The sequence below is a fragment of the Flavobacterium sp. S87F.05.LMB.W.Kidney.N genome, from assembly GCF_004366435.1.
Lineage (GTDB): Bacteria > Bacteroidota > Bacteroidia > Flavobacteriales > Flavobacteriaceae > Flavobacterium.
Genome location: NZ_SODX01000003.1, coordinates 439145 through 465643, shown reverse-complemented (window position 1 = coordinate 465643; position 26499 = coordinate 439145). Strand labels below are relative to the sequence as shown.

At 34.2% G+C, this 26499-nt stretch carries 14 protein-coding genes; 9 read left to right on the top strand and 5 right to left on the bottom strand.

Annotated elements, in window-relative coordinates; translation table 11 throughout:
* Positions 1-230 precede the first annotated feature (230 nt).
* Positions 231-1271, top strand: a complete 1041-nt coding sequence (locus EDB96_RS11240; RefSeq protein WP_134140829.1) for a LacI family DNA-binding transcriptional regulator — start codon at positions 231-233, stop codon at positions 1269-1271.
* A gap of 275 nt (positions 1272-1546) precedes the next feature.
* Here EDB96_RS11240 and EDB96_RS11235 read toward each other — a convergent pair whose 3' ends face one another.
* Positions 1547-2188 carry a carbohydrate-binding family 9-like protein gene (locus EDB96_RS11235; RefSeq protein WP_134140827.1) on the bottom strand — a complete coding sequence of 214 codons (642 nt, stop codon included), beginning with the start codon at positions 2186-2188 and terminating at the stop codon, positions 1547-1549.
* A gap of 679 nt (positions 2189-2867) precedes the next feature.
* Here EDB96_RS11235 and EDB96_RS11230 point away from each other — a divergent pair.
* The 8 genes from EDB96_RS11230 to EDB96_RS11195 all read left to right on the top strand — a co-directional run bounded on the left by EDB96_RS11230 (position 2868) and on the right by EDB96_RS11195 (position 20178).
* Entirely contained in the window at positions 2868-5966 is a 3099-nt protein-coding gene (locus EDB96_RS11230; RefSeq protein ID WP_134140826.1) for a SusC/RagA family TonB-linked outer membrane protein, read from the top strand.
* Between the two features lie 31 nt (positions 5967-5997).
* A complete protein-coding gene (locus tag EDB96_RS11225; RefSeq protein ID WP_134140825.1) occupies positions 5998-7509 on the top strand; it encodes a RagB/SusD family nutrient uptake outer membrane protein in 1512 nt (503 codons plus the stop codon).
* A gap of 99 nt (positions 7510-7608) precedes the next feature.
* The gene (locus EDB96_RS11220; protein ID WP_134140824.1) at positions 7609-9015 is read left to right on the top strand and encodes an aryl-sulfate sulfotransferase; all 1407 of its coding nucleotides are present in this window, start codon (positions 7609-7611) and stop codon (positions 9013-9015) included.
* 96 nt (positions 9016-9111) lie between these two features.
* Positions 9112-10110, top strand: coding sequence for a c-type cytochrome (locus EDB96_RS11215; protein WP_134140822.1), 999 nt, complete (start codon positions 9112-9114; stop codon positions 10108-10110).
* A gap of 40 nt (positions 10111-10150) precedes the next feature.
* A complete protein-coding gene (locus EDB96_RS11210) occupies positions 10151-13150 on the top strand; it encodes a glycoside hydrolase domain-containing protein (protein WP_243839337.1) in 3000 nt (999 codons plus the stop codon).
* Positions 13151-13402: 252 nt separating this feature from the next.
* Positions 13403-16498, top strand: a complete 3096-nt coding sequence (locus tag EDB96_RS11205) for a DUF5107 domain-containing protein (protein WP_134140821.1) — start codon at positions 13403-13405, stop codon at positions 16496-16498.
* 20 nt (positions 16499-16518) lie between these two features.
* Positions 16519-18702, top strand: a complete 2184-nt coding sequence (locus EDB96_RS11200; protein WP_134140819.1) for a M1 family metallopeptidase — start codon at positions 16519-16521, stop codon at positions 18700-18702.
* A 96-nt stretch (positions 18703-18798) separates the two neighbouring features.
* On the top strand, positions 18799-20178 hold the full coding sequence (locus EDB96_RS11195; RefSeq protein WP_134140818.1) for a Gfo/Idh/MocA family protein: 1380 nt from the start codon (positions 18799-18801) through the stop codon (positions 20176-20178).
* 129 nt (positions 20179-20307) lie between these two features.
* On the opposite strand, the gene EDB96_RS11190 is transcribed toward EDB96_RS11195, so the two are convergent.
* The 4 genes from EDB96_RS11190 to guaA all read right to left on the bottom strand — a co-directional run bounded on the left by EDB96_RS11190 (position 20308) and on the right by guaA (position 26390).
* The gene (locus EDB96_RS11190) at positions 20308-20709 is read right to left on the bottom strand and encodes an OsmC family protein (protein ID WP_113678082.1); all 402 of its coding nucleotides are present in this window, start codon (positions 20707-20709) and stop codon (positions 20308-20310) included.
* Positions 20709-22784 carry a LysM peptidoglycan-binding domain-containing protein gene (locus tag EDB96_RS11185; RefSeq protein ID WP_134140817.1) on the bottom strand — a complete coding sequence of 692 codons (2076 nt, stop codon included), beginning with the start codon at positions 22782-22784 and terminating at the stop codon, positions 20709-20711. Before EDB96_RS11185 ends, EDB96_RS11190 begins: the two co-directional genes overlap by 1 nt.
* 96 nt (positions 22785-22880) lie before the next feature.
* Complete coding sequence (locus tag EDB96_RS11180; protein ID WP_134140816.1) at positions 22881-24797, bottom strand: LysM peptidoglycan-binding domain-containing protein; 1917 nt, start codon at positions 24795-24797, stop codon at positions 22881-22883.
* A 63-nt stretch (positions 24798-24860) separates the two neighbouring features.
* Positions 24861-26390, bottom strand: a complete 1530-nt coding sequence (gene guaA, locus EDB96_RS11175; protein ID WP_057118875.1) for a glutamine-hydrolyzing GMP synthase — start codon at positions 26388-26390, stop codon at positions 24861-24863.
* Positions 26391-26499 lie beyond the last annotated feature (109 nt).

Genomic DNA, 26499 nt, shown 5'->3' with positions numbered 1-26499 from the left:
AAGAACTTTGTATTAAAACATTGTAATCCAATAAATTACAACATTATTAGGTTATGGTTTTATTTTAAATTTTCGGTTTTGATTCTACGAAACTATATATTATATTTTTATAAAACAAGAAAAAACAAAAAAATGTGCTCGAACACACTAAAATAATGTTCTCGAGCACACAACATGAATTCTTCTAAAATTTTTACGTTTATTAAATCAAAGTTTTTATATTTGCTTATATGGATAAAAAGTACACAATTAAGGATATTGCGCAAATGGCTGGAGTTTCTAAAGGAACTGTAGATCGCGTGCTGCATAATAGAGGAAAAGTTTCTCCTGCGGCGCTAGAAAAAATTAATGAAGTGCTGAATGTCATTGATTATGAGCCCAACTTAATTGCTCGAAATTTAAAAAACACAAAGGTTTACCGCATTTGCGTTTTACTTCCAGATCCTGAAATTGATCCGTATTGGCTTCCTTGCGTTAACGGAATTCAAGATGCTGCAGCAGAATTTAAAGCGTACAGTGTCGTAATTCAAACTCATTACTTTAATCCAGAAAGCACCAAATCTTTTTTAAAAACCCACGAGGCAATTATTGCTCAATCACCAGATGCTGTTTTGCTGGCTCCGCTGTTTCATAAAGAAACTATAGAAATCATCAAACAATATGATGAATTGGGAATTATGGTAAATACTTTTAATAACCAGGTAGAATCTTCTTCTATTAAAAGTTTCGTCGGACAGGATTTATACAAAAGCGGCCGTGTTGCTGCGAGTTTAATGAATTTGATTTTGCCTAAAGGCCAGATTGCGATTATTCATATTGATGAAAGTCTGAAGAATGCTGTTCACATGCAGGAAAAAGAAAAAGGTTTCAGAAGTTATTTTGATGAAAAAAAACTTTCTGATTTCTCTTTGCTTACACTGAAACTCAAATATTCTAATATCGAAACTAAATTTGCTGCTTTTATAGAAGAGCATCCAGATTTAAGCGGTATTTTTATTACTACTTCTAAGGCTTATCAAATTGCCTCTATTCTATCTACTTTAGAAAATAAAAAAATAGCCTTAATTGGTTACGATTTAATTGAGAAGAATGTCAATTTTTTAAATCAAGGTCTTGTTCACTTTTTAATTCACCAAAATCAAAAAAGACAGGCTTATTTAGGAATCAGTACTTTGGCAGAACATTTTATATTTAGAAAAGATATCCCAGAAACAATTTTGCTTCCTATCGATATTATAAATGTCGAAAATGCTTCTTTTTATGTGTCTTGATTTTTTTTCTAGGGACAAAGATAAGGCTCAAAGGTGCAAAGTTTGAAGGTTTTTAATCTCGCAAAGGCGCAGAGTCGCAAAGGTTTAATTTGAAAAGGCTTTATCTAAAATATTTATTGTTTTTGGCTAAAGCCTTTTCTTTTCAACATTATTTCATCCAGCTAAAGCTGGACGCTATTCAATTATTTAAATTAAAATATTCGACTTTTCGAAATTGCAATAAATTAAAATCTGCGTGAATAAAACTTTACGATTCCGCGAGATTAAAACCATATTTATTCTGAAGCCAAAATAAACTTCCCAAAAGATGAAGCAATATGAAAATTGGGTTCTGGCGTGTTTGGATTTACCCATGTGATCCAAGTTGGTTCATAATTTTGATTTTCGCCTTTAGAGAATTTCGCTCTATATACTCCGGTTTCAATACTATTATTATGAATTAAATCAAGTCCTTTTAAAGATGCTATGCTGATTTTTCCGGCAACGGTAAATGATGTTTCATCTTTTGAAGAATATAATTTAATATGTTCTTCAGGCCATTTCCATTCGTAATCAAATTTTTTATTGGGGCGTGCTTCAAAATCTAACAATCTTGTTGACGGATCAATTTCTAAACAGTAATACGGATCTATAGCATCGTTTTGACGAAAAAACAGCTCAACACGATCAGAATTGCAGATACTGTCCGCACTATCGTCTTTTGTATCGATATAAACATCTGTATCAAAAACCCTGAAATGGAAATAGAAATTTTGCTGATCCCAAAGGGCTCGAAATTCAATTTTTGAAAATGTTTCCGTTTTCCAAGGAGACGAAAAATCGGTAAGACAATTAGCTTTTTTCCAGAAAATTGAATCTAAAATTTCGACTTCATTTATTTGATTTTTATCTATTAAAATTACTTGATATTCTTTCACAATTTTGACTCTAAAATTTTGTTAATTCTCAATTCTTAAAAAGTCAAAATGACCATAAATTAAGTTTCAGATTTTGGCTTTTTTCGAGATGACCAAGATAGTTTAAAATTGAAGACAAAAACACTCTTCTTTTTACAAATAAAAATCAAATTTTCAGTCCATAAAACTCATCAGAAAAGACTGCTTAATTTTTACGTTTTTCGAATCATGATTGCGAAATTCATAAGTTTTTACAAAATCGTCATTTATAATTCAAAAAAGCCTCAATTTATTAAGTATCCTTATTACCAAAATATTTTAAAAAAATCACATCATTTTAAGTCAAAAAAAACGTTTCGCACAATTTTATGTGCTCGAGAACATAAATTTTGTGTGTTCGAGCACATTTTTTGTGTTTTTTCTTGTTTTATAAAAATATAATCTATAGTTTCGTCAGAGATTAATCTTAAAACTAAGTTAATTATGTAAAAATTTAGGTGATTTTAAGGCTTCAAAATCGAAGAAAAACGAACTAAATAAGCAGTATTTAGAGCCGAAAATAAGACACTGTTTTTATGTAAAAATCAATTCAAATGAAAACTCAATTAAACACCAAAATGACTCTCCTGATCAAAAAAGAAATCTAAAACCTACAAACAAGAAAAAAACAATTAAACATTAACCAAAACCAATTTTAAGTATGAAATTATTAACCCAAAAAAAACCAAGAGATTTTCGGATTAACAATTTATCCCGCAAAGAAATTAAACTAACAATTCTATCGTTACTCGTTTTTACATTTCAAGCTTCGGCAGCTTCTTCAATAAATACTTCAGATAAAAACTATACCGCATTATTTTTCGAAAAAATAGTAAAAGGTAAGGTTACAGACAAAGATGGTTTGCCTCTTCCTGGTGCCAATGTTGTGGTGAAAGGAAGCAATAAAGGTGTTCAAACAGATGTTGATGGAAGCTTTTCGATTACTGTAGCCGATAATGTTACTAAACTTGTGGTGACTTATATTGGTATGGAAGATCAAGAAGTAACTATTGGAAATGCACCGCTAAAAATTGTCATGAAAGAAGCTGGACAAAAATTAGAGGAAGTAGTTATTGGATACGGAAAGGCAAAAAAGAAAGATATTACAGGCGCTGTAACTTCTGTTGGTAAAGACAACTTAAACTTAGGCGGTACGGTTTCCAACGTTGGTCAGGCACTACAAGGTCGTGCTTCTGGAGTTCAGGTACAGCAAAATAGTTATGCTCCTGGAACAACTCCTACTATTGTTGTAAGGGGAGGAAACTCTATTACAACCTCAAATGCACCTTTATATGTAGTTGACGGATTTATTACAGGTACTGGTGCGTCTATCAGCCCGAATGATATAGAAAGTATTCAGATTCTTAAAGATGCGGCTTCTACAGCAATTTACGGTTCACGAGGTGGAAATGGGGTTATTTTAATTACTACCAAAAAAGGAAAATCAGGAAAAATGCAGATTGAAGGTGAAATTTCAGATGGTTTTCAAAATATAATTCAGGAGCCTTCATTGTTAAATGGACAGCAATATGCCAGCATTCAAAATGCGATTGCTGCTGAAAACGGCAGACCTGCAGTTTTCCCTTCAAGTTTTCCGATTGCAAACACCAATTGGTTTGAAGCAGCAACTCGTCCAGGTGAAGTTCTAAACAGAACATTAACTTTTAGCGGAAGCGACAAAACATCCAAATTTTTCTTATCTGGAAATTACCTGAAACAAACAGGGGCTATAGAAAACACAGATTATACAAGATATAGTGTTCGTATCGGAAGTGAGAAAAAATTCACTGAAAAAGTAACAGTAGGAGCCAATGTGTATGGTGCTGCAAGCGAAGGACATAATAGTGATTTTGGTGATAATATTTTATCTCCAATGTTTTCTATCCAGACTGCACCGCCGGCAATTCCTATTTATAATCCTGACGGTTCGTACTATAAATATCAAGGAAAGGATAATGCGTTAGCTCTTTTACTTGAGCCTACAGATCATACTATCAACAGATTGGTAAACGGAAACATGTTTATGGATTATGAAATCATTAAAGGACTTACTTATCACTTTGGAGCTGGTGCAGAATGGCAGGAAAACATTCAAGGTAAATATACTCCACGAACTCTGGTTGCAGGAGCAGCTTTAAACGGTACAGGATCTGAGGAAAACAAAACATATTTCAGATGGAGTACAGAACAATATTTAACTTATAAATTTAATATAAAAGAGCAGCATTCTTTTACAGCAATGATTGGAACATCAAATCAAAAAGATACTTACGAAAGAATGAAAGCATCTGGTTCTGGTTTTGCTAATGATATACTTACCTATTATAATCTTGAAAGTGCTGCTGTTTATCTAAAACCTGAAACTCAAAAACAAGAAACAAAACTTACTTCCTATTTTGGAAGGTTAAGTTATTCTTTGGATGACAAATATTTAGCTTCATTTACAATTAGACGTGATGGTTCTTCTCGTTTTGGTCCAAATAATAAATACGGAACTTTCCCATCTGGAGCTGTAGCCTGGAGAATCTCAAAAGAGGCATTTATGCAAAATGTAGAAACACTTTCAGAACTAAAATTAAGAGTTAGTTATGGTATTACAGGAAATGACGGAATTCCAGATTATTTGTATCTGGCTAATCTTGCTCCTTGGAATGTTACTATTTCTGATGGTTCTTTTGTAGGAGGTACTGAACCTAAAAATTTATCAAATCCTGATTTAAAATGGGAACAACAAGCCCAAGCTAATATTGGTTTAGATATGGGATTCTTTAACGACAGACTAACCGCTACAATTGATGTTTACAAAAAGAGAACTACAGATGCCCTTTTGAATGTTCCTGTTGGAGGATGGTGGGGATTTAATACCCAAACACTTAACTCGGGTACAGTTGACAATAAAGGGATTGAACTTGGTATAAGCAGTGAAAACTTTAAAAATGATAAATTCTACTGGAGAACATCTTTAAATCTTGCCTACAACAAACAAGAAGTAGTGACACTAGCAGATAATGTTAAAATAATTAGTTACAATACTTCTAATCCAAGTGGGACTGTTTCTGGTCGTGAATTTACAAGATTGGAACCTGGAAAAGAAATGAGTGTTCTATACGGATTTAAATATGCCGGAGTAATCAAAACGGGAGAAGTTTATGATCCACAACCTTTATCTAAACCTGGAGATCCAAAATATGAGGATATAAACGGAGATGGAAAAATTACCGCTGATGACAGAACTTATTTAGGAAATTCTACACCGCATTACATTGTTGGTTTCAATAATGATTTCAGATTCGGAAATTTTGATGTGAATGTATTTTTCCAAGGAGCTCTTGACTATTCTGTTTACAATATGACCAGAATGGTTGGAGAATCAACTACCAGTACAGATGCTTTGAATCGTTGGGTTGCGGGAACAAATGAAAACACAGATATTCCTAGAGACGGTTATTACAAAAGTACATACGGAAGTTATGTGAATTCAAGATTTGTTGAAGATGCTTCTTATTTACGTCTTAAAAATTTATCTATTGGATATTCTATTCCAGAAAGTCTATTAAAACCTACCAAATTTATTGACAACATAAGACTGTATGCTATAGGTCAAAATTTATTGACAATTACAAAGTATTCTGGAAACGATCCTGAAATAAATGGACATACTAGTAGTGCCACAGCACAAAATCTAGGTGGAGGAATCGATTTCAACTCTTTCCCAGCTTCGAGAACGTTTATTTTAGGAATCAAAATAGCAATTCATTAATAGCTTTTTCACTAACATTAAATTCATCAAAATGAAAAAATATACAATATTATTGCTTTTACTTGGTGCAGGTCTACAATATTCCTGCAATGAGGACTTAGATCCTACAGTATACAGCAGTTTGACTACTACGAATGGATATCAAACTAAATCAGATGCTATTGCTGCAGTCAATTCTATTTACGGCAGATTAAAAGGACCTTCTGTAGGAGATAACTTTTCGTATTGGGCAACCCGACATTTTGCACTAACAGACATTGCAACAGATTTAGGTCATTGTCAATTTGGCGGTGATCCAGGACAATTATCATTAGGAACATGGAATTCAGCGAATGGTTTACTTTTGGAAGACTGGAATGCCATGTACAAATTAATTTCCAATGCTAATACCGCTATTTATTATATACAAAAAATGACTTCAATTTCAGAAGTTGAAAAAGCTCAATTTATTTCTGAAGCTAAATTTTTAAGAGCATCAGCTTATATGGATTTAACAGATGCTTGGGGACCAGTTATTTTAATGACCGAAGATAATCTGGCAAATCCAAAATATCTGGAACAAACACCACCAACATCTGTTGAAAAAATTGATGAATTTATCATCAAAGACCTTACAGAAATTGCTCTTGTTTTACCTGTTAACTATAAGGAAAACGTAATCTATGGATCTAATGATGTTGGTCGCGCTACAAAAGGTGCAGCACTTACTTTATTAGCAAAATTATACCTACGAAGCCACGATTGGCAAAAGGTAGCAACGCTGACACAACAAGTTATGGATCTTGGCGAATACAGCCTGTATCCATCGTATTTAGGTTTGTTTAAAGAAAGTAACAAATGGTGCAGCGAAAATATTTTCTCTTCATTAAGTGATGCAAATACCAACGGAACCGAGCTATTGAATCACTTTGGGCCTACTGATCATCCAGTTGTGGCAAACAGATGGCAATATTACACTGTAAACTGGGATTTCTACAACACTTTTGGTGATGAAGATGATCGTAAACAATGTTTCTTTCCAGAATTTATGGGTTCAGATGGTTTACTACACAAACAAGCTCCAACATTAGGCGCAGAACCGCCAGAAGGAGAATTGTATATGCCGGATGTATCTACTAGAAAATATGCAGATGACGAAACAACGACTTATTATGATGGTCATAGCGTAAATATTCTTCGTTACGCAGATGTATTATTGAGCAGAGCTGAAGCATTAAATGAACTCAACGGACCAACAAGTGAGGCAATTGATCTTATCAATAAAGTAAAAGCGAGATCGCATGCCAAACAATTGGTTTTAGCCGATTACAATCAAAATTCACTACGAGATGCTATTTTGCAAGAAAGAGGATGGGAACTTTTCTATGAAGGAAAACGCCGTCAGGATTTAATTAGAATGAACAAATATGATGTTCTTGTAAACGCATATCACCTTAGAGTTGGAGAAGCTGCACTAGTCAAAATGCCGCAAAATAAATATTACACTTATCCACAAAGCCAGGTTGATCTTAATCCTAATTTAAGCAACGCTGATAGACAATAAAGAATACCCAATCAAGAATAGACAGTAAAAAATGTCTGTCTATTCTTGATTTTTAATACAGATGAAGTACTTTTCTGTTTCACAAAAGAAGCTTTTCAGATGATCAAAAAACTATTACTTAAAGGAAGTTTTATTTTAGCCTTACTTGCATTGGTAAGTTGTTCTAAAAATCAGGATATAGTAAATATCAATATTGGGACTCATGGCAACAACGAATTGAAAATTCAAATCGATGTTACTACGAATGACAATGTACAGGTATATGCAGAATATTGGTCTGACCAAAAAGGAACTCAAAGCAAAATAACCACTCCTATTTCAAAATCAGGGCTTAAACATACTTTAGTTCTCTGCAATATTACTCCAGAAACGAATTATAGCTATCAGCTTGTTACAGTTGCAGACGGCGAAAAAAAGCCCAGTAAAGTCTATACTTTTAAATCGAGAAAACTTCCAGAATGGCTTCAAAAACAATTTAAAGCCAATTGCCCGAAACCAGAATTACTGCCTCAAAATTTCAAAAAGGGTTTTATGCTTTTGGCAAAAAGAGAAACACCTGGAACAGCTTATATAATAGATTACAAAGGAAACTTAAGATGGTATCATACTATTGAAGGAACTGGGTTTAAAGTAGCTCATTTTACAAAGGAACAAACCATCATTTCTATTCTTGGCAAAAATGACGAACCAACAAGTTATGGAAGTGAAATTCTAGAAATCAACTTACAAGGAGATACTTTAACACACATCAAAAAAGGACAAGGCGATTTAAAACAAGTTCTTCACCACGAAATTATAAAAAAATCGGCTAATGAAATTGTTACTTTAACTGTTGATCAAAAAATAATCGACTTAACTTCTATTGGAGGAAAAAAACAAGATACGATCAACGGAGATGGAATTTTAATTTTAGATAAAAAAGGAAAACAACTTTGGAAATGGAGTGTTTTTGATGATTTAGATCCCTTTAAAGATAAAGATTTACTAAAAACCAAAAAAGATTGGACTCATGCCAATAGTTTAAATTACGATACTGATGGAAATTTCCTGATCTCATTTTACAATAACGGACAAATTTGGAAGATCAATTCTAAAACTGGAAAAGTGATCTGGAAATTAGGAAAAGGAGGAACTATGAAAATGGCTCCAGATACCAATTTCTCTCAGGCGCATGCCGCACACATTAATCAAGAAGGAAGTTTATTGTTTTTTGATAATGGTGTCGACAAAAAACAGTCTTCTGTATTTGCCTTAAAAGTCGACGAAAAAAACAATGCAGTTAAACTGGATTATCAAATAAAATTACCAAAAGACATTTACAATGACAGAATGGGAAGCGCTTATATGATTGATAAAGATGCCATATTATGCTGCTGCTCCAAAAGACATATCACGGTTTTAACGAATAAAAAAGGAGTGCTTTTATGGGCATTAGAATCTGAGATTCCGCCTTATCGTACACAGTTTATTCCCGAAGAAAAATTGAAACCTTTTATTCAAAATTAGAAAATGACGTTCCTGCAAGGTTTCTAAATCTTGTAAGCATAAAATAAGTTATAATAAATACAGGTTTTAGAACCTGTTAGGATAAAAATAGTAAACATGAAAAAAATAATTCTAATTGGTCTATTTGCAGCATTGCCAATGGTTGTTTTCAATTCTTGCAATACTTCGACTTCACAGACATTAGCGGCAGCAAAAACAGTTGAAGCTGATGATGAAGGTTATATTACAATTGATACTTCAAAAATTCCAGAAGATCAATTCGGAGAATCTGTTCGCTACGGAAGAGAATTAATGTTGAAAACAGCCTATTATATTGGACCAAACGGTAAAAACGGACAATATTTGGGCAACAAAATGAATTGCACCAACTGTCACCAAGATGCCGGTACAAAACCACATGCATTCAACTTAATGTCTTCACACGATAATTATCCACAATATCGCGGGCGCGAAAACAAAGTGCTTACACTGGCAGAAAGAGTTAATAACTGCATTATGCGCCCGCATTCTGGAAAACCGCTTCCGTTGGACAGTAAGGAGATGGTGGCCTTTTTATCTTATTTTAAATGGATCAGCAAATTTGTGCCTAAAGATGGTAATTTTAAAGGAGCAAAAAATTTAGAAATCGAATTTCCAGATGTCGCTGCAAGTCCAGAAAGAGGAAAAGCATTGTTTACTGAAAATTGTGCACGCTGTCATGGCAATAATGGCGAAGGCGTATATAATGCTGATAAATCGGGTTACATCTACCCGCCTCTTTGGGGAGAATACGGTTATCAGCCAGGTTCAAGCATGCACAGAGTTATTAAACAAGCACAATGGTTAAAAAATAATATGCCTTACGATAAAGTACTTTTAGGAAAACCTTATCTCACAGACAAAGAAGCACTTGATATCGCTGCTTATGTAAATGATGATAAGATTCACACAAGACCAAACCCTAAAACATTCGATTATCCAAATAAACTAGGCAAACCTATCGACTATGCGCACAGTCCTTTTGTAGATAATTTTTCTGAAGAACAGCATAAATACGGACCTTACAAACCGATAATTGCGTACTGGAAAAAGAATGGCTGGAAAGCTGTTTATTAATTTTAAATTTTAGACTATTTAAACCTGAACATACATTACAATGAAACTAAACCTAAAAAACAAACCTCTTTTAAGCAGAATAATGATAATGTGCTTTTTCATTCTCACTATTCCAATGGCGGCACAAATAAAATATTCTGACGGAAATGACAGCTGGAATCCTAATTTACTTGGCAATCACCGCGCTGTAATTGCATTTTCCGGTTCAGGAAATATTGCCAAAACAACTATTGAATGGCGAAGAAGAGATCAAAATCCAGAACTTAAAAAAATTATTGTTCAAGATGCATCAGGAAAAGAAATTCAAAATATAAAAACAGAAAATATCAATAGAGAAAACGGTACTATTTTCTTTGAACCTATTTCGGGAAAAGGAACATATTACGTTTATTATATGCCTTATGTAGACGAAGGAACGGCAAATTATCCGAAAGGAATTTATGCCAAACCAGAAAACAAAGCCGATGCACAATGGTTATCTAAAATTAAAACAAATACGACAGATAATGCTGCAGTTACAGAAATTCAAAGTGTAAATGCTTTCAATAGTTTTTATCCAATGGAAGTCATTGCAACGGCTGCAGAAACAAAAGCTCTTATTGCAAAAAACAGCGGAAACTCATTTTTAGTTTTTCCAGAAGACAGATTGCATTCAATCAAAATGAAAACCGATTTGCCACAGCGCTGGATTCAAAAAGGTGTTCAAAATACTTTTTCAGATACCGCTTTAAAAGGCGAATATTTAGCATTTCAATTAGGTATTTACGCTCTTGAAGATGTAAAGAATGTAAAAATTACCTTTTCGAATTTAGTAAGTCCTTCTGGAACAATTGATGCAAAAAACATCAGCTGTATAAATACTGACGGAATTCGTTACGATGGATCTATTTTCACGAATACTGTTTCGGTTTCTAAAGGAAAAATTCAAGCAATGTGGTGCGGAATTGAAGTTCCACAAACTGCAACTGCTGGAACTTACAAAGGGAAAGCGACAGTGAATGCTGACGGAAAATCAAAAGAAATTGAACTTCAAATTACTGTTACTAATGAAGTTACTAAAAATGGCGGAATTGACAGTCCAGAAAAAATGACGCGTTTAAATTGGCTAAACTCAACTTTAGCTCAGGAAAATACGGTTATTGCGCCTTACACTCCATTAGTTGTAAATAATTCCGAAATTTCATTATTAGGAAGAAAATTGATTTTGGCTGCGAATGGATTCCCAGCGCAAATTCAGACTTTCTTCACTCCAGAAATGACTTCAGTAACTACAAAAGCCAATGATATTTTAAGTGCTCCAATTGATTTTCATTTTCTTGATGCTTCAGGAAAAGAAGCGCAATGGAAAAACAACGGTGTAAAATTTACTAAAAAAGAAGCTGGAACGGTTTCATGGGAAAATACCTCGACTTCAAAATCAGTTCAAATGGATGTTAACGCTTCTGTTGAATTTGACGGTTTTGTACATTATACAGTAAAAGTTACCGCTCTTGAAGATGTTTCTTTTAATGATATCAATTTCCAAATGCCAATGCAGCCAGCTTCTGCAAAATACATGATGGGATTAGGTCAAAAAGGCGGAGATCGTCCTGCAACTTTTGACTGGAAATGGGATGTTGCGCATAAAAACCAAGATGGTGCTTGGATTGGTGCTGTAAATTCTGGATTGCAATTTTCTCTTAGAGATGAAAAATACAGCCGTCCGTTAAACACTAATTTCTATTTGCAGAAACCATTATTACTGCCAACTTCTTGGGGTAATGAAAACAAAGGAGGAATAACCATTACACCAAACCAAAAATCAGTTTTAGTAAATGCATACAGCGGCGCTAGAACGATGAAAAAAGGCGATGTATTGTATTATAATTTCAACTTATTAATCACACCGTTCCATACAATCAACACAGATTTTCAATGGGATACGAAATTTTACCACAAATACAGTCCGATAGATTCAATCGCAAAAACTGGTGCAACTGTGATTAATATTCACCACGCTAATGCTATTAATCCTTATATCAATTATCCTTTTATTGAATTTAAAAAGATGAAAACGTATATCGATGAAGCACATGAAAAAGGACTAAAAGTAAAAATCTATAATACCGTTAGAGAGGTTTCAAACAAAGCTTATGAGACTTTCGCTTTAAGAAGTTTAGGCCACGAAATTTATTCTCCAGGAAAAGGCGGCGGATTCTCTTGGCTGCAAGAACACGTTGGAGACGATTATATCGCTGCATGGTTTGTTCCTGAAATTAAAGATGCTGCAATTGTAAATAGCGGTATGAACCGTTGGCATAATTATTATGTTGAAGGAATGAATTGGCTGACTCAAAATGTTGGTATTGACGGAATTTATCTAGATGACGTTGCTTTTGACAGAATCACCATGAAACGTATCAAAAGAGTTTTAACTAAAGATGGTCATCCTGGAATTATCGATTTACACAGTGCGAATCAATACAACAAAAGCGACGGATTTAATAACAGTGCCAATTTATATATGGAACACTTTCCGTACATCAATAAGTTATGGTTTGGAGAATATTTTGATTATGAGAAAAATCAGCCGGACTTTTTCTTAACAGAAGTTAGCGGAATTCCTTTTGGATTAATGGGCGAAATGCTTCAAGATGGTGGAAATCCTTGGCGTGGAATGGTTTTCGGAATGACGAACAGATTACCGTGGAGCGATGGTGCTGACCCAAGACAAATCTGGAAATTATGGGATTCTTTCGGAATTAAAGGTTCTGAAATGATTGGTTACTGGAGCGAAAATTGTCCTGTAAAAACAAACAATGATAAAGTGCTGGCTACAGTTTACAAAAAGAACGGAACAGCATTAATTTCTATTGCAAGCTGGACAGAAGCTGATGTAAATGTAAAATTGAATATTGACTGGAAAAAACTAGGAATCAATCCGTCTAAAGCGACAATTACAGCTCCTGAAGTTCTTAATTTTCAGCCTGCAAAAACGTTTACAGCAAAAGATGAAATAACTGTTCCTAAGGGAAAAGGATGGTTGTTAATTGTTAAGTAATTTAAAGACAATAACGATTACCGGTCCTATTTGTCATTTCGACGAAGGAGAAATCTCCACAAGTAGCTCGACAAAGATTGACGATATACTATGCGGAGTTTCTTGCGAAGATTTCTCCTTCGTCGAAATGACAAAAAGCTCAAAAAAATAAGCCACAGATTACACAGATTAATTTTTAAACAGATTAAAAAAAATCATTTTAATCTGTGTAATCTCTGGCAAAAAAACAACCACAAAACACTAGCTCTCCATATGAAACTTAAACCTTTCTTATCAATTCTACTTTTTGGAAGCCTCTTTGTCACAGCACAAAACAAACCCACTATAAAAGAATACAAAAAAGTATTTACCACCTACCCTTTTTCAGATCCTGACCCGATTCCGAAACCAGACACAAAATTTTATCCTTATTTCCGTTTTGACGGCTTTACAGACAAACCAGTTCAGAAAGAATGGAAAGTAATTGAGATAGAAAACGATTACATCAAACTGATGATTTTGCCTGAAATAGGCGGAAAAGTTTGGTCGGCTGTAGAAAAATCAACTGGAAAAGACTTTGTTTACAATAATCATGTAATCAAATTTAGAGACATTGCCATGCGCGGACCGTGGACCAGCGGCGGCGTTGAAGGCAATTATGGAATTATCGGTCATACCCCAAATTGTGCTACTCCAGTAGATTATAAAATTATAAACCGTGAAGACGGAAGCATCAGCTGTGTTATTGGAGTTTTAGATTTATTAACGAGAACTTCTTGGAAACTAGACATCAATTTACCAAAAGACAAAGCTTATTTTACAACCAATTCGTTTTGGTCTAATTCGACAGAATTACAGCAGCCTTATTATACTTGGATGAATACAGGAATTAAAGCGGCTGGAAACCTGCAATTTATTTATCCTGGACAGACGTATATTGGCCATAACGGCGAATACAATTCTTGGCCGATTGATAAAGAAAACGGCAAAGATTTATCTTATTACAAAAACAATGATTTTGGCGGTTACAAATCATATCACGTATTCGGAAAATACAATGATTTCTTCGGAGGATATTGGCATGACGAAGATTTCGGAATGGCAAGATATGGTAATCACGATGATAAACCCGGCAAAAAAATATGGATTTGGGGATTATCACAGCAAGGAATGATTTGGGAAAAATTATTGACCGATACTGACGGACAATATACAGAAGTACAAAGCGGCAGATTATTTAATCAGGCAAGCGAAGGCAGTAATTTAACCCCTTTTAAACAACGTTCGTTTGCGCCTTATCAAACTGATACTTGGACAGAATACTGGTTTCCTGTAAAACAAACCAAAGGTTTTGTAAAAGCCAATAATTACGGGGCTGTTAATGTGAAAAACGAAAATGGCTGGCTGAAAATCTATTTCTCTCCGCTTCAAAAATTAAATGAAAAATTAGAAGTTTTTGAAGGTGAAAAGAAAATCTATTCAAAAGATGTTGCGCTTACCACCATGCAGTTATTCAAAGATTCCATTCAGGTTTCTGTTGATCCAAACAAGCTGAAACTCGTTTTGGGCGAAAATAAATTGGTTTGGAATGCTGATCCACAAGATGGAAATATTAATCGTCCTATGGAGATTCCGAAAGGTTTTGATCATAATTCAGTTTACGGATTATATCTGCAAGGCAAAAATTATATCAGTTTTAAAGATTATGTAAAAGCAGAAGAAAACCTTACAGCTTGTTTACAAAATGATCCAAACTTTGCTCCTGCCCTTTCTGAATTAGCTTCTTTACAAATTAGAAAATTTCAATACAAAGAAGCTGTAGAAACTGCTAAAAAAGCTTTAGCAATTGATACTTACGATGCTGGTGCAAATTACAATTATGCTTTGGCAAATCTTCATTTAGGAAACACAACCGATGCAAAAGATGGTTTCGATATTGCAGCAGCTGGTGTAGAATACAGAAGCGCTGCTTATACATCACTAAGTAAAATTTATTTAGCTGAAAATGATTTACCTAAAGCTATTGAATATGCCGAAAAGAGCTTAATAAACAATCAATACAATTTAGAAAGTCTGCAAGTATTGGCGGTTTTGTATCGTCTTCAAAATAATTCAGACAAAGCAAATGCAGCTTTAAAAACAATTAGTGCACTTGATCCGTTAAATCATTTTGCAGATTTTGAAAAATATCTTTGGAACAGTTCAAATGATGCCAAACTTAATTTTACAGCTGCAATTCAAAATGAAATGCCAGAGCAGACTTATCTGGAATTAGGAATTTGGTACGAGAATCTGGGCCGAAAAGAAGAAGCTCTAAAAGTTTTTAACATCGCAGTTCCAAGTGCAGAAATTATATATTGGAAAGCTTTTTTAGAAAACAAAACTGTTGATTTATCTAAAATCAAACCTGGAACTAGTTTTCCGTTCCGCGCAGAAACGGCTTCCATTCTCAAAACATTAATTAAAACTAATGATCAATGGCAGTTAAAATACCATTTAGGTCTAATCGAATGGAATCGCAATAGTATTTCTGAGGCAAAAGAATTGTTTACACAATGCGGCTCAAAACCTAATGATCCAGCTTTTTATGGTGCGAAATCTTCTTTATTTAAAGATGACGCTGCAACTGTTGAGGCAAGTCTTCAGCAGGCTTTAAAACTAGATCCACAAGGCTGGAGATATCATAAATTATTGGCAGAACATTATATCGTTCAAAAACAATTTGACAAAGCACTTTCAACAACAGAATCTTTCTACAAAAAACATAAAGAGAATTATTTAATTGGAATGCTGTATGCAAAAACGCTGCTGTTAAATAAAAAATATGCTGCTGCAGATGCATTTCTAACCAAATTGCAAATTCTTCCTTTTGAAGGTGCAACTGCCGGAAGACAATTGTACCACGAAGCGAAATTGATGCAGGCTTTGGCAGAAATTAAAAACAAGCAATATAAAAAAGCATTACAATTTATTGGCGATGCAAAATTGTTTCCAGAAAATTTAGGAGTTGGAAAACCTTACGATGAAAACATCGATGAAAGGCTTGAAAACTGGCTGGATTATCAATGTTATACCAATCTTGGCAACAAAGAAATGGCTGCTAAATCTTTACAAAAAATCGTTGCTTTTACTCCAAAGGTTGATAATACGGTTATGAACTTTTTACCAGCAAATGATCTTGTGTCGGCTTGGGCAATCGAAAAAACATCCTCTTCTCAAGAAGCAGAAAAATGGTTAAAAAATCAAGCCGATTTATATCCAGAAAACAAAATTATTCAGTGGAGTTTACTCGTTTACACGAAAAAACAATCGAATATTTTAAATGAAGATGAAAAAGACGGAGAAGTCAGAATTATCGAAAAATTGTAAAGAACTTTTAAAACAATAAAATGAAAAAGCATTTTTTAAAATATACTTTTTTAGGTCTTATTTTCATTGTAAGCCCAAAAATTGAAGCGCAAAACAAACAGGAAAAACCAGATGAATTAAGTGTTTATAGAGTTACACCTTTAAAAACTAATGATTTAATTCATACCAAACTCGAAGTCTCATTTGATTACGGAAAACGTTATTTGTATGGAAAAGAATGGGTTACTCTAAAACCTCATTTTTATGAAACCGATTCGCTGCATTTAGATGCAAAAGGAATGGATTTTAAAGAAATTGCTATTGTCGATGGAAAAAAAACTATTCCGCTAAAATATACTTACGATAACGAACAGCTTTCAATTCAATTAAACAGAAAGTACAAAAAAAACGAAAAGTATACGATTTTCATCGATTATGCAGCAAAACCTGAAGAACTAAAAACTAAAGCTGGCGAATCAATTACGGATTCAAAAGGTTTGTATTTTGTAAATCCTGACGGAAAAGGAGACAAACCAACACAAATTTGGACTCAAGGAGAAACAGAAGCTTCGTCTTGCTGGTTTCCTACGATTGATAAACCAAATCAAAAAACAACTTCTGAAATTGCAATGACAGTAGAATCAAAATATACTACGCTGTCTAACGGAAAATTAACTTCACAAAAAGCAAATAAAAACGGAACTCGTACTGATATTTGGAAAATGGATCAGCCAAACGCTCCATATTTATTTATGATGGCAGTTGGAGATTTTAAAATCTATAAAGATTCTTATAATGGAAAAGAAGTAAGCTATTATTTAGAACCTAAATACGCGCCATTTGCGAAACAGATTTTTGGCAAAACGCCTGATATGATGAACTTTTACGGGAAAATGCTTGGTGTAGAATATCCTTGGGCAAAATACTCGCAGATTGTTGTAACAGATTTTTTTGGAGGTGCAATGGAAAATACTTCTGCAACTGTTCACGGCGGATATGTACAAAAAACCGAAAGAGAATTATTAGACAATAACGAAGAAAGTACCGTAGCACACGAACTTTTTCATCAATGGTTTGGAGATTTAGTAACTGCTGAATCCTGGTCAAATTTAACAATGAACGAATCTTTTGCCACATTTGGAGAAGTTCTTTGGCACGGTCATGACGCTGGACAAGATGCAGAAGACAGATCTCGTTATGAAAAATTGCAGAATTATCTTCGTTCACAAAAAAATGGAGACAGTCCAATTTTAGCACGTTTTCATTACAAAAATGCAGACGATATGTTTGACAATATCAGCTATTCTAAAGGCTCGATTATTTTGTATGCCATGAAAAACCAAATGGGTGACGAAGCCTTTTTTAAAGGATTGAATCATTATTTAACCACTAATGCTTACAAATCTGGCGAACCGCATCAACTGCGCTTATCGATGGAAGAAGTGACTGGAAAAGATTGGCTTCCTTATTTTGATCAGTGGTATTACAATGCTGGAAGTCCGATTCTGGATGTGACTTACAAATACACCAACGGAAAAATTATTATTACGATTAGTCAATCTCAGGATAGTGCAGTGCAAACCTTTACGTTGCCTTTAAAAGTTGATTTTTACGTAAACGGAACTAAGATAAGAAAGGATATTTTAATTACTAAAAGAGAACAAAGTTTCAGTTTTGACCTTCCTTCAAAACCTGAATTTATAGATTTAGACCCAGATAAAATACTAGTCGGCGAAGTAAATGTAGATAAAAAAACTCCTGCTGATTATCTTTTTCAATATAAAAATGCGCCATCGTATTACAACCGAATTGAAGCTATAAAATTTGCTTCAAAAGACAGAAGTCAGGAGTCACAACTTATTTTATTGGAAGGTTTGAAAGATCCTCAAGAAGACTTACGAGTACTAAGTATTAAAGCAATTGATTTAAATGAAAAAGAAACTAAAGATCAGGTTTTAAAAACACTTCTTGACATTGCTAAAAACGATAAAAAGACCATTGCAAGAGCAAATGCTATTGTAAAATTAGCTTCTACTGCCGATGCTTCTTATAAAACATTGATGGAAGAAAGTACTAAAGAACAATCGTACAACGTAATTGCGGCAGGAATTACAGGATTAACAAAATATACCCCAGTCGAAGCAGATAAAGCATTAGCTTCATTAGATGACGATACTAAAAAACATGTAACGCCATTAATGAAAAGATTTAGTAGTCAAAAATAATTATTAGAATCCTTTGAATCTGTTTTGTTTTTGAAAACCTCTCTAATCTAGTTCATTAGAGAGGTTATTTTTAAAAATTATCTAACAAAATCACTCATGAAAACTACATTTTTTAAATCTATTATAGCTCTTTTTCTTTTGTTCGGATGGACAATTGCAACGGCACAAATGATTAAGACTAAAACACCTGCACGAGCAAAAGGACAGCAAGATGTACTGAGAATGGCAGCAGACCCGATTCCGACCGTTCGTGTTGCTTTTATCGGCCTTGGAATGCGGGGTCCCGGAGCTGTAGAACGCATGACACATATTCCCGGTGTAGAAATTGTAGCGTTGTGCGACATGACTCAAGAAAACACGTCGAAAGCAAATGAGATTTTAACCAAAGCTGGTTTCCCAAAAGCGCAAGAATTTTACGGCGATGAAAATGCATGGAGAAAAGTAACGGCATTGCCAAACGTAGATTTAGTTTACGTAGCAACAGACTGGCTGCATCACGCTGTTATTGGAGTTCAGGCAATGAAAGACGGAAAACACGTTGCTATTGAAGTTCCTGGAGCTCTAACCATGAAAGAAATTTGGGAACTTATTGATACTTCTGAAAAAACACGTAAACATTGTATGCAGCTTGAAAATTGCGTTTATGATTTCTTTGAACTAACGACTTTAAATATGGCACAGCAAGGTTTGTTTGGAGAAATTCTTCATGCAGAAGGTTCTTATATTCATGGTTTACAGCCATTTTGGGGCGAATACTGGAACAACTGGAGAATGGATTACAACATTAAACACAGAGGCGATGTATATGCAACGCACGGAATGGGTCCAGCATGTCAGGCACTCAACATTCATCGTGGTGACAAAATGAATTTCTTGGTTTCTATGGATACAAAAGCGGTTAGAAATCCCGCTTACATCAAAGAAAAATCAGGTAAAGAAATAAAAGATTTTAGAAACGGAGATCATACCATGACGATGATTCGTACTGAAAATGGTAAAACAATCCATATTCAGCATGATGTAACTTCTCCTCGCCCATACAGCAGAATGTATCAATTGAGTGGCACAAAAGGTTTTGCCAATAAATACCCGTTAGAAGGTTATGCTTTGGACGGAAAAGAATTAAGCGATGATGTAAAGCCAAATCACGAAAAATTAAGCGCACACTCTTTTGTTCCTGAAGAAGTGAAAAAGGCATTGATGGAAAAATACAAACATCCAATTGCAAAAGGAATCGAAGAACAAGCCAAAAAAGTAGGCGGTCACGGCGGTATGGATTTTATTATGGACTATCGTTTAATTCATTGCCTGCAAAAAGGATTACCGCTGGATATGGATGTATATGATTTAGCAGAATGGTCTTGTTTAGGTCCGTTGACTGAAATTTCGTTAGATAATAATTCAGCTCCAGTAGAAATTCCAGATTTCACCCGCGGCGGCTGGAATAAATTGAAAAAATTGGAATTTTCAGAATAAATATTGGTTAGTTAAAGAAGGCAAGAGAGCATCATTGAAAAACTGCTCTCTTGTTTATTTTAGGTCTATCCATCCCAAAAAAAAAGCCACCTGATTTTATTCAGATGGCTCCAGTTATTGCTTTAAAAATTACTTCCAGTTAAAAGTAATATTCTTTTCGATTTCACTGCTCAAACTTAAAAATACAGGACAAGTCATTGCTGCACGCTCCAGAATAGTTTTATTCTTTTGATCAGCAACACCCTGCATTTCAAATACAATTTCTATTGCGCCGATTCTTCTTGGTTCTGCATTCATGATTTTTGTTACTTCGGCTGTAGAGCCAACAAAATCAACTTCTAAATCACGGGCCTTAATTCCCATAATAGTCATCATGCAGCTTGCCAAAGCGTTTGCAACTGTATCTGTTGGAGAAAAAGCTTCGCCTTTTCCGTTATTATCTAATGGTGCGTCAGAAATGATTTCGCTTCCCGACTGCACATGAATTGATTTTGTTCTTAAATCTCCTAAATAGGTTACTTTTGATGTCATTAATTTGCTACTTTTAAAGTTAAGTCACTGTCATAGTATAAGATGTAAACACCTTTGTTAGCGTGTCCGCCATCTTCTTTTCTATAATATTGAAATTTATTATCTACTTGCTGTGTAGTCATTAAATCTGCTGTTTCCTGAAAAGTTTTTCCCTGTACCAAACGCATCATTGTATCAAAAGTAACATCAAAACCTCTTGTTGCATAAGTAGTTGGATTTATTTTGTTTTTCAGACGGTATTGCTTTTCATAAATTAAAACTGCTTGTTCGTCACTTTCACGAGTTACAGAAGGATACATTAATTTTAATTTCACTAAGTTATCAAAACTGATTTCATCCGTATCCAATGTACTGTTCGGTTCTAGAATTACCAGTTGAACCTGACACGTTTTCTGAGAATCAATTAGTGCTTTAATTGTAGTTTTAATCATTGCAGTATTTGCCGTTTCCATCACCACATAATTCATTCGGTTTGGAATTAAAAGGCTTTTTAAATTCGCAACATCCAGACCTCCAGTTTCAGTTAAAGATGCAAATGCAACACCTTTCTGATTTTGTTTAATATAATTAACAACAGATTCCTTTTTCTTATCTACAACAGCCACAATATTTCCGTTTTTAGAACGCATATAATCAAAAACAGCATTTTTAATTACATCATTTGACGGTATTGACTGATACAAATTCTCAATCGGGTTTGCACTGTCTTTTGATAATGGAGAAATAACAGGAACATTATATAAACGAAGTGTATTAGCTGTTGATTCAGCATTATTTTGGTAAAATGGTCCTATAACTGCATCAGCATCTTGAAGTTTACTAATTAAACTAGGCACATTTGAAGTCGTTTTTGTTTCCTGAGAATCATATATAGCCACATCAATTGGCAGTTTCAATGTTTTCGCAGAGTCAATTGCCATCATAGCTCCAGAATAAAAATCTAAAGTCATATTTAAGAACTTATCGTTTTTAATTCTGTTAGCAGTTCCAGAAGTATCGCTTTGTACTTTAGCCAAATTAAAAGGAAGTAACAAAACTACTTTTTTACGTTCATTGGCACCTCTTTTTTTGCTCAGCTCTACAATTTCTGGATTAGCATTTTCAGATGATTTTACCTTGTCAATAATTTTAATTCCTCCGCCAGTGCTTTCAATAGGTTTGTCGATTGCAGAATCAGCTGTTTTTTCAACTGGAACCTGCGCTGCAATAATTGGAGCCGGTGCCACATATCCTGCAGGAACTTTTAAAACCATTCCTTCTTTTACACCCTCAGAAAGTGAAGGATTTAATGCCACTAATTCATCTTGCGTTAAATGAAAAACTCTTCCTAAACTATAAAAAGTTTCTTTTGGCTTTACCTGATATTCCATGTAAGTCACTGCTTTTTTAGAAGTTTCAGCAGGTTTTTTACTTTCTACAGATTTTGCTGTTTCAACTGAAGCAGTTTCAGTTTTCGGCGCTTTTCCTTTGATTGTCAATCTATAACCAACTGGCAGACTGGCAACAATATCTGGATTGCGTTTTTCTAATTCTTCCACAGTCATATTATACTGTTTTGCAATACCAAATTTAGTTTCTTTTGGCTGTACATCATGATATACATATTTTTCTGAACCTTTTTCTTTTGCAGGTTTTGCTGCTGTTTTTGGAGCAGATCCTTTAGCAGGAATGACTAATTTTTGTCCAATTTGAACACCTGTTTTTTCTAAAAATGGATTCGCTGCTTTTAAAGCTTCGTCCGAAATTCCGTATTTCTTCTCAATGCTGTAAAAAGTTTCTTTTGGCTGCACTTCATGAATCACTTCTTTTCCAGAAGCTACAGGAGCTTTTGTTTCAGAAACTTCCTTTTTGGCTTCACCTGTTTTCGTCGGAATCAACAATACCGAATTAGGAGTCAAACCTGTTCTTGCATCTGGATTTAATTGATAAATATCAAAAGGCGTTACCTTAAATTTCTGCGCAATCTGATTAATAGTTTCTCCACTGGAAACCTTATACTTAACCACCTTTTCCTGAGAAAAAGCATTTGAAGAGATAAAGAATACAAAAGACAATAATGTTAAATAATATTTCATAATAAGGCTTAAAAACAATTTAATTTCTAATTCTAAAAGCAAGTTACAAATTTTCCTTAAAGCAAAATTCGCGCCGTTTGTTTAATCGTTCAAAAATTACCTCAAATCAATTTCTACTTTGGCAATAATGACTTCTTTATATAACTCATCTTCTTCTTTTTTCTTGCATTGATAAAGCACTTCTTCCATGTTTTCGAACTTATCACTGTAAACATAGTACGAAAGGCTGTTAATATTAAAGAAGAAACTAGCGTTAAAATCGCCAGAATCAATGAGTTTCATAATAAACTTATCGCGCTCAACTGCGTCTGTAAATATACCCAAAACTAAGTAATACCCATTCGAAACTTCTCTAAGATTATCATAAACTTCTACTTTTACTGTTTTATCAGCTCTTAACGGATTGTCTTTCAATTCTTGTTTCATCTCTTCCAATGAAATTGTTTTTGAACTTTCAGAAGAAGAATTTTTATTCTGTTTTTTAACCGCTTCATCCTGATATTTTTTCAATTTAACCAAAGCCAGCTTGTCGTCAAATTTTCTAGCTTCCATACTGTAATAAGCAGCTTTACTGATGTGTCTTTTTACTTCTATTTTTTTCTGAATATCGAGCGAGTCAATTTTTGCAATCAAAAGCTGATTTTGTGCATCGCCCTGCTCCTGCTCTATTTTATAACGTTTAATTTCTTCTAACGACAAACGCTGCTGCAAAGAAGCTGCATTATTATTTTTTTCGCTTTCGCGGATTTTCTTCTTATACTCCTGATTTTCCTCAACTGCAATTCGTTCTACTTTATTCATCAAACCGGCATAAGCTTTTCTATTTTCTGCCAGTTCTTTCTTTAATTGAGAAGATAATTCATTGGTTTTATTGATTCCTTCAGAAGATTGTTTTTCCAGTCTTTTTGATTCATCAACATTTAAAATATCCATTCTCTTCAATTCTTTCAAATCATTATTCATCGAATTGACTAACGAATCTAATTTTGCCATTAAAATATCCTGAACATTTTTATTGGCTTCTAATACCAAACGCAGTTTTTCTACCGAATTTTCTTTGGAACCATTCATGTCATTCAGATTGACTTTCAAATCATTAATTTTTATAATTTTCTGATTCATTTCTTTCTGAACAATAAGACGATCTTTTAAATCATCTATCTCAACTGTTTTTGCTTTTGTCTTTTCAACCACAACCTGCTTTTCTGCCAAAGCCAGCATCAATTCTTCACTTTCGTTGGCTGGTTTTATTGCTGTTGTATTAATTGCCAATTTGTTGCCAACTACCAATCCGTTTACAATTTCTGGATTTTGAGATTCAAGCTGATCGATAGAGATTCCGTATTTCTTTGCAATAGAAAACTTTGTTTCTTTTGGTTCAACCACATGAAAAACAGTTTCTTGATTAATGACACGAACTCTTCCGTCTAAAGTTTTTCTTTTGTTTGGAATGACAATCGTCTGACCAATCTGCAGTCCGTTTTGAAGTATTTCTTTATTTAAGTTTTCTAAATCCTGAACCGAAACATTGTATTGTCTCGCAATACTAAACAAAGATTCTTTAGCCAAAACCTGATGAGTGGTTTTAGATGAAACAACAGTTTCCTGCTTAGATGAATGTTCAAAATTTTGAGGAATTATTAATTCTTGACCGATTTGAAGTCCGCTGGCAAGAATTTCTTGATTAGCATTTTGAATGGCTTCTACAGAAACATGATATTGTTTAGATAAGCCGAAGAGCGTTTCTTTGGGCGCAACAATATGTGTTTTACTTTGCTCTTTAATTATGGTTTGGGAGTTGTGAACTGGAATCTTTATAATCTGATTATCCTTGATTCCATTTTGCGATTCGGGGTTGAGTTTGTAAATCTCATCTATAGAAACCTTATACTTTTGGGCAATAAAATAAGCAGTTTCTCCTTTTTGAATCTTGTGCTCAATAATTGAATCTTGCGCAGTTATTTTGTTAAAAGACAAAATAAAGACAAGAGAAATTGTTAAAAGTTCTCTCATAAATAGTAGGTTATAAAAAATTAAGGCCTTACAAATGTAAGACCTTAATTTTAAAATACGCTGCTATTCCCACTCAATTGTTGCAGGTGGTTTTGAACTAATATCGTAAACTACACGATTCACACCTTTTACCTTGTTGATAATATCGTTCGATACTTTCATCAAGAAATCATACGGTAAGTGAACCCAGTCAGCAGTCATACCATCTGTTGATTCTACTGCTCTAAGCGCTACTACTTTTTCGTAAGTACGCTCATCGCCCATAACTCCAACACTGTTTACCGGAAGCAAGATTGCCCCAGCCTGCCAAACTTTGTCGTACAATCCCCAAGATTTTAATCCTTCGATAAAAACAGAATCAACATCTTGTAAAATTTGTACTTTCTCTGGAGTAATATCTCCTAAAATTCTAATTGATAATCCTGGTCCTGGGAAAGGGTGTCTTCCTAATAATTCAGGATCTATTCCTAAAGTAGCTCCAACTCTACGAACTTCGTCTTTAAACAACATTCTAAGCGGCTCTACAATTTTTAATTTCATATAATCTGGCAATCCACCAACATTATGGTGCGATTTAATAGTTGCAGATGGTCCTTTTACAGAAACAGACTCGATAACGTCTGGGTAAATTGTTCCTTGTGCTAACCATTTTACGTCTTCAATTAAATGCGATTCGTCATCAAAAACTTCGATGAAAACACGTCCAATAGTTTTACGTTTAGTTTCAGGATCACTAATTCCTGCTAATTCAGAAAGAAAACGATCTCCTGCATCTACACCTTTTACGTTTAATCCCATTCCCTTATATTGGTTCAATACATTTTGGAATTCGTTTTTACGTAAAAGACCGTTGTTTACGAAAATACAGTAAAGATTTTTACCAATTGCCTGATGCAATAAAACTGCAGCAACAGTAGAATCTACACCGCCTGATAATCCTAAAACAACTTTATCATTTCCTAATTTCTCTTTTAATTCTCCCACCATTTCTTCTACGAAAGCATTTGGTGTAAAGTTTTGAGGAACTTCGGCAATTTTAACTAAAAAGTTTTCCAGCATTTTTGATCCATCTGTTGAATGGTAAACCTCTGGATGGTATTGAATGGCATAAGTAGTTTCGCCTTCAATTTTGTAAGCTGCAAATTCTACATCATGCGTGCTTGCTAATTTTACAGCATTTGTTGGAAGCGCTTTGATACTATCACTGTGGCTCATCCAAACTTGACTGTTTTCTGAAACTCCTTCAAAAAAAGTTTCATTCTCTTTAATATAAGACAAGTTTGCTCTACCATATTCTCTGGTATTTGATGCTGCTACTTCTCCACCGCTGAAGTGCGCTAAATACTGCGCTCCGTAACAAACGGCAAGCATTGGAAGTTTGCCTCTAATTTGCGATAAGTCAGGATGTGGTGCGTCTTCTCCTCTAACAGAGAAAGGGCTTCCTCCTAAAATTACGGCTTTATAACTTGATAAATCACTTGGAATGTGATTGTAAGGAAAAATTTCGCAGAATATATTTAATTCGCGAACTCTACGCGCAATAAGTTGAGTATATTGCGATCCGAAATCTAAAATAAGTACGTTGTGTTGCATGCGCAAAAATACTTTTTATATTCGAAATTGAAAAATGGAATTTTGATTTTTTTTTAGAAAGGTTCTAAGGTTCTGAGATACTAAGGTTCTGAGTTTTATTTATAACCTA

Coding starts and splice junctions, on each gene's coding strand:
- guaA (WP_057118875.1), bottom strand. CDS start 26,390: ATGCAACACAACGTACTTATTTTAGATTTCGGATCGCAATATACTCAA.
- EDB96_RS11215 (WP_134140822.1), top strand. CDS start 9,112: ATGAAAAAAATAATTCTAATTGGTCTATTTGCAGCATTGCCAATGGTT.
- EDB96_RS11225 (WP_134140825.1), top strand. CDS start 5,998: ATGAAAAAATATACAATATTATTGCTTTTACTTGGTGCAGGTCTACAA.
- EDB96_RS11180 (WP_134140816.1), bottom strand. CDS start 24,797: ATGAGAGAACTTTTAACAATTTCTCTTGTCTTTATTTTGTCTTTTAAC.
- EDB96_RS11205 (WP_134140821.1), top strand. CDS start 13,403: ATGAAACTTAAACCTTTCTTATCAATTCTACTTTTTGGAAGCCTCTTT.
- EDB96_RS11210 (WP_243839337.1), top strand. CDS start 10,151: ATGAAACTAAACCTAAAAAACAAACCTCTTTTAAGCAGAATAATGATA.
- EDB96_RS11230 (WP_134140826.1), top strand. CDS start 2,868: ATGAAATTATTAACCCAAAAAAAACCAAGAGATTTTCGGATTAACAAT.
- EDB96_RS11200 (WP_134140819.1), top strand. CDS start 16,519: ATGAAAAAGCATTTTTTAAAATATACTTTTTTAGGTCTTATTTTCATT.
- EDB96_RS11195 (WP_134140818.1), top strand. CDS start 18,799: ATGAAAACTACATTTTTTAAATCTATTATAGCTCTTTTTCTTTTGTTC.
- EDB96_RS11240 (WP_134140829.1), top strand. CDS start 231: ATGGATAAAAAGTACACAATTAAGGATATTGCGCAAATGGCTGGAGTT.
- EDB96_RS11220 (WP_134140824.1), top strand. CDS start 7,609: ATGATCAAAAAACTATTACTTAAAGGAAGTTTTATTTTAGCCTTACTT.
- EDB96_RS11185 (WP_134140817.1), bottom strand. CDS start 22,784: ATGAAATATTATTTAACATTATTGTCTTTTGTATTCTTTATCTCTTCA.
- EDB96_RS11190 (WP_113678082.1), bottom strand. CDS start 20,709: ATGACATCAAAAGTAACCTATTTAGGAGATTTAAGAACAAAATCAATT.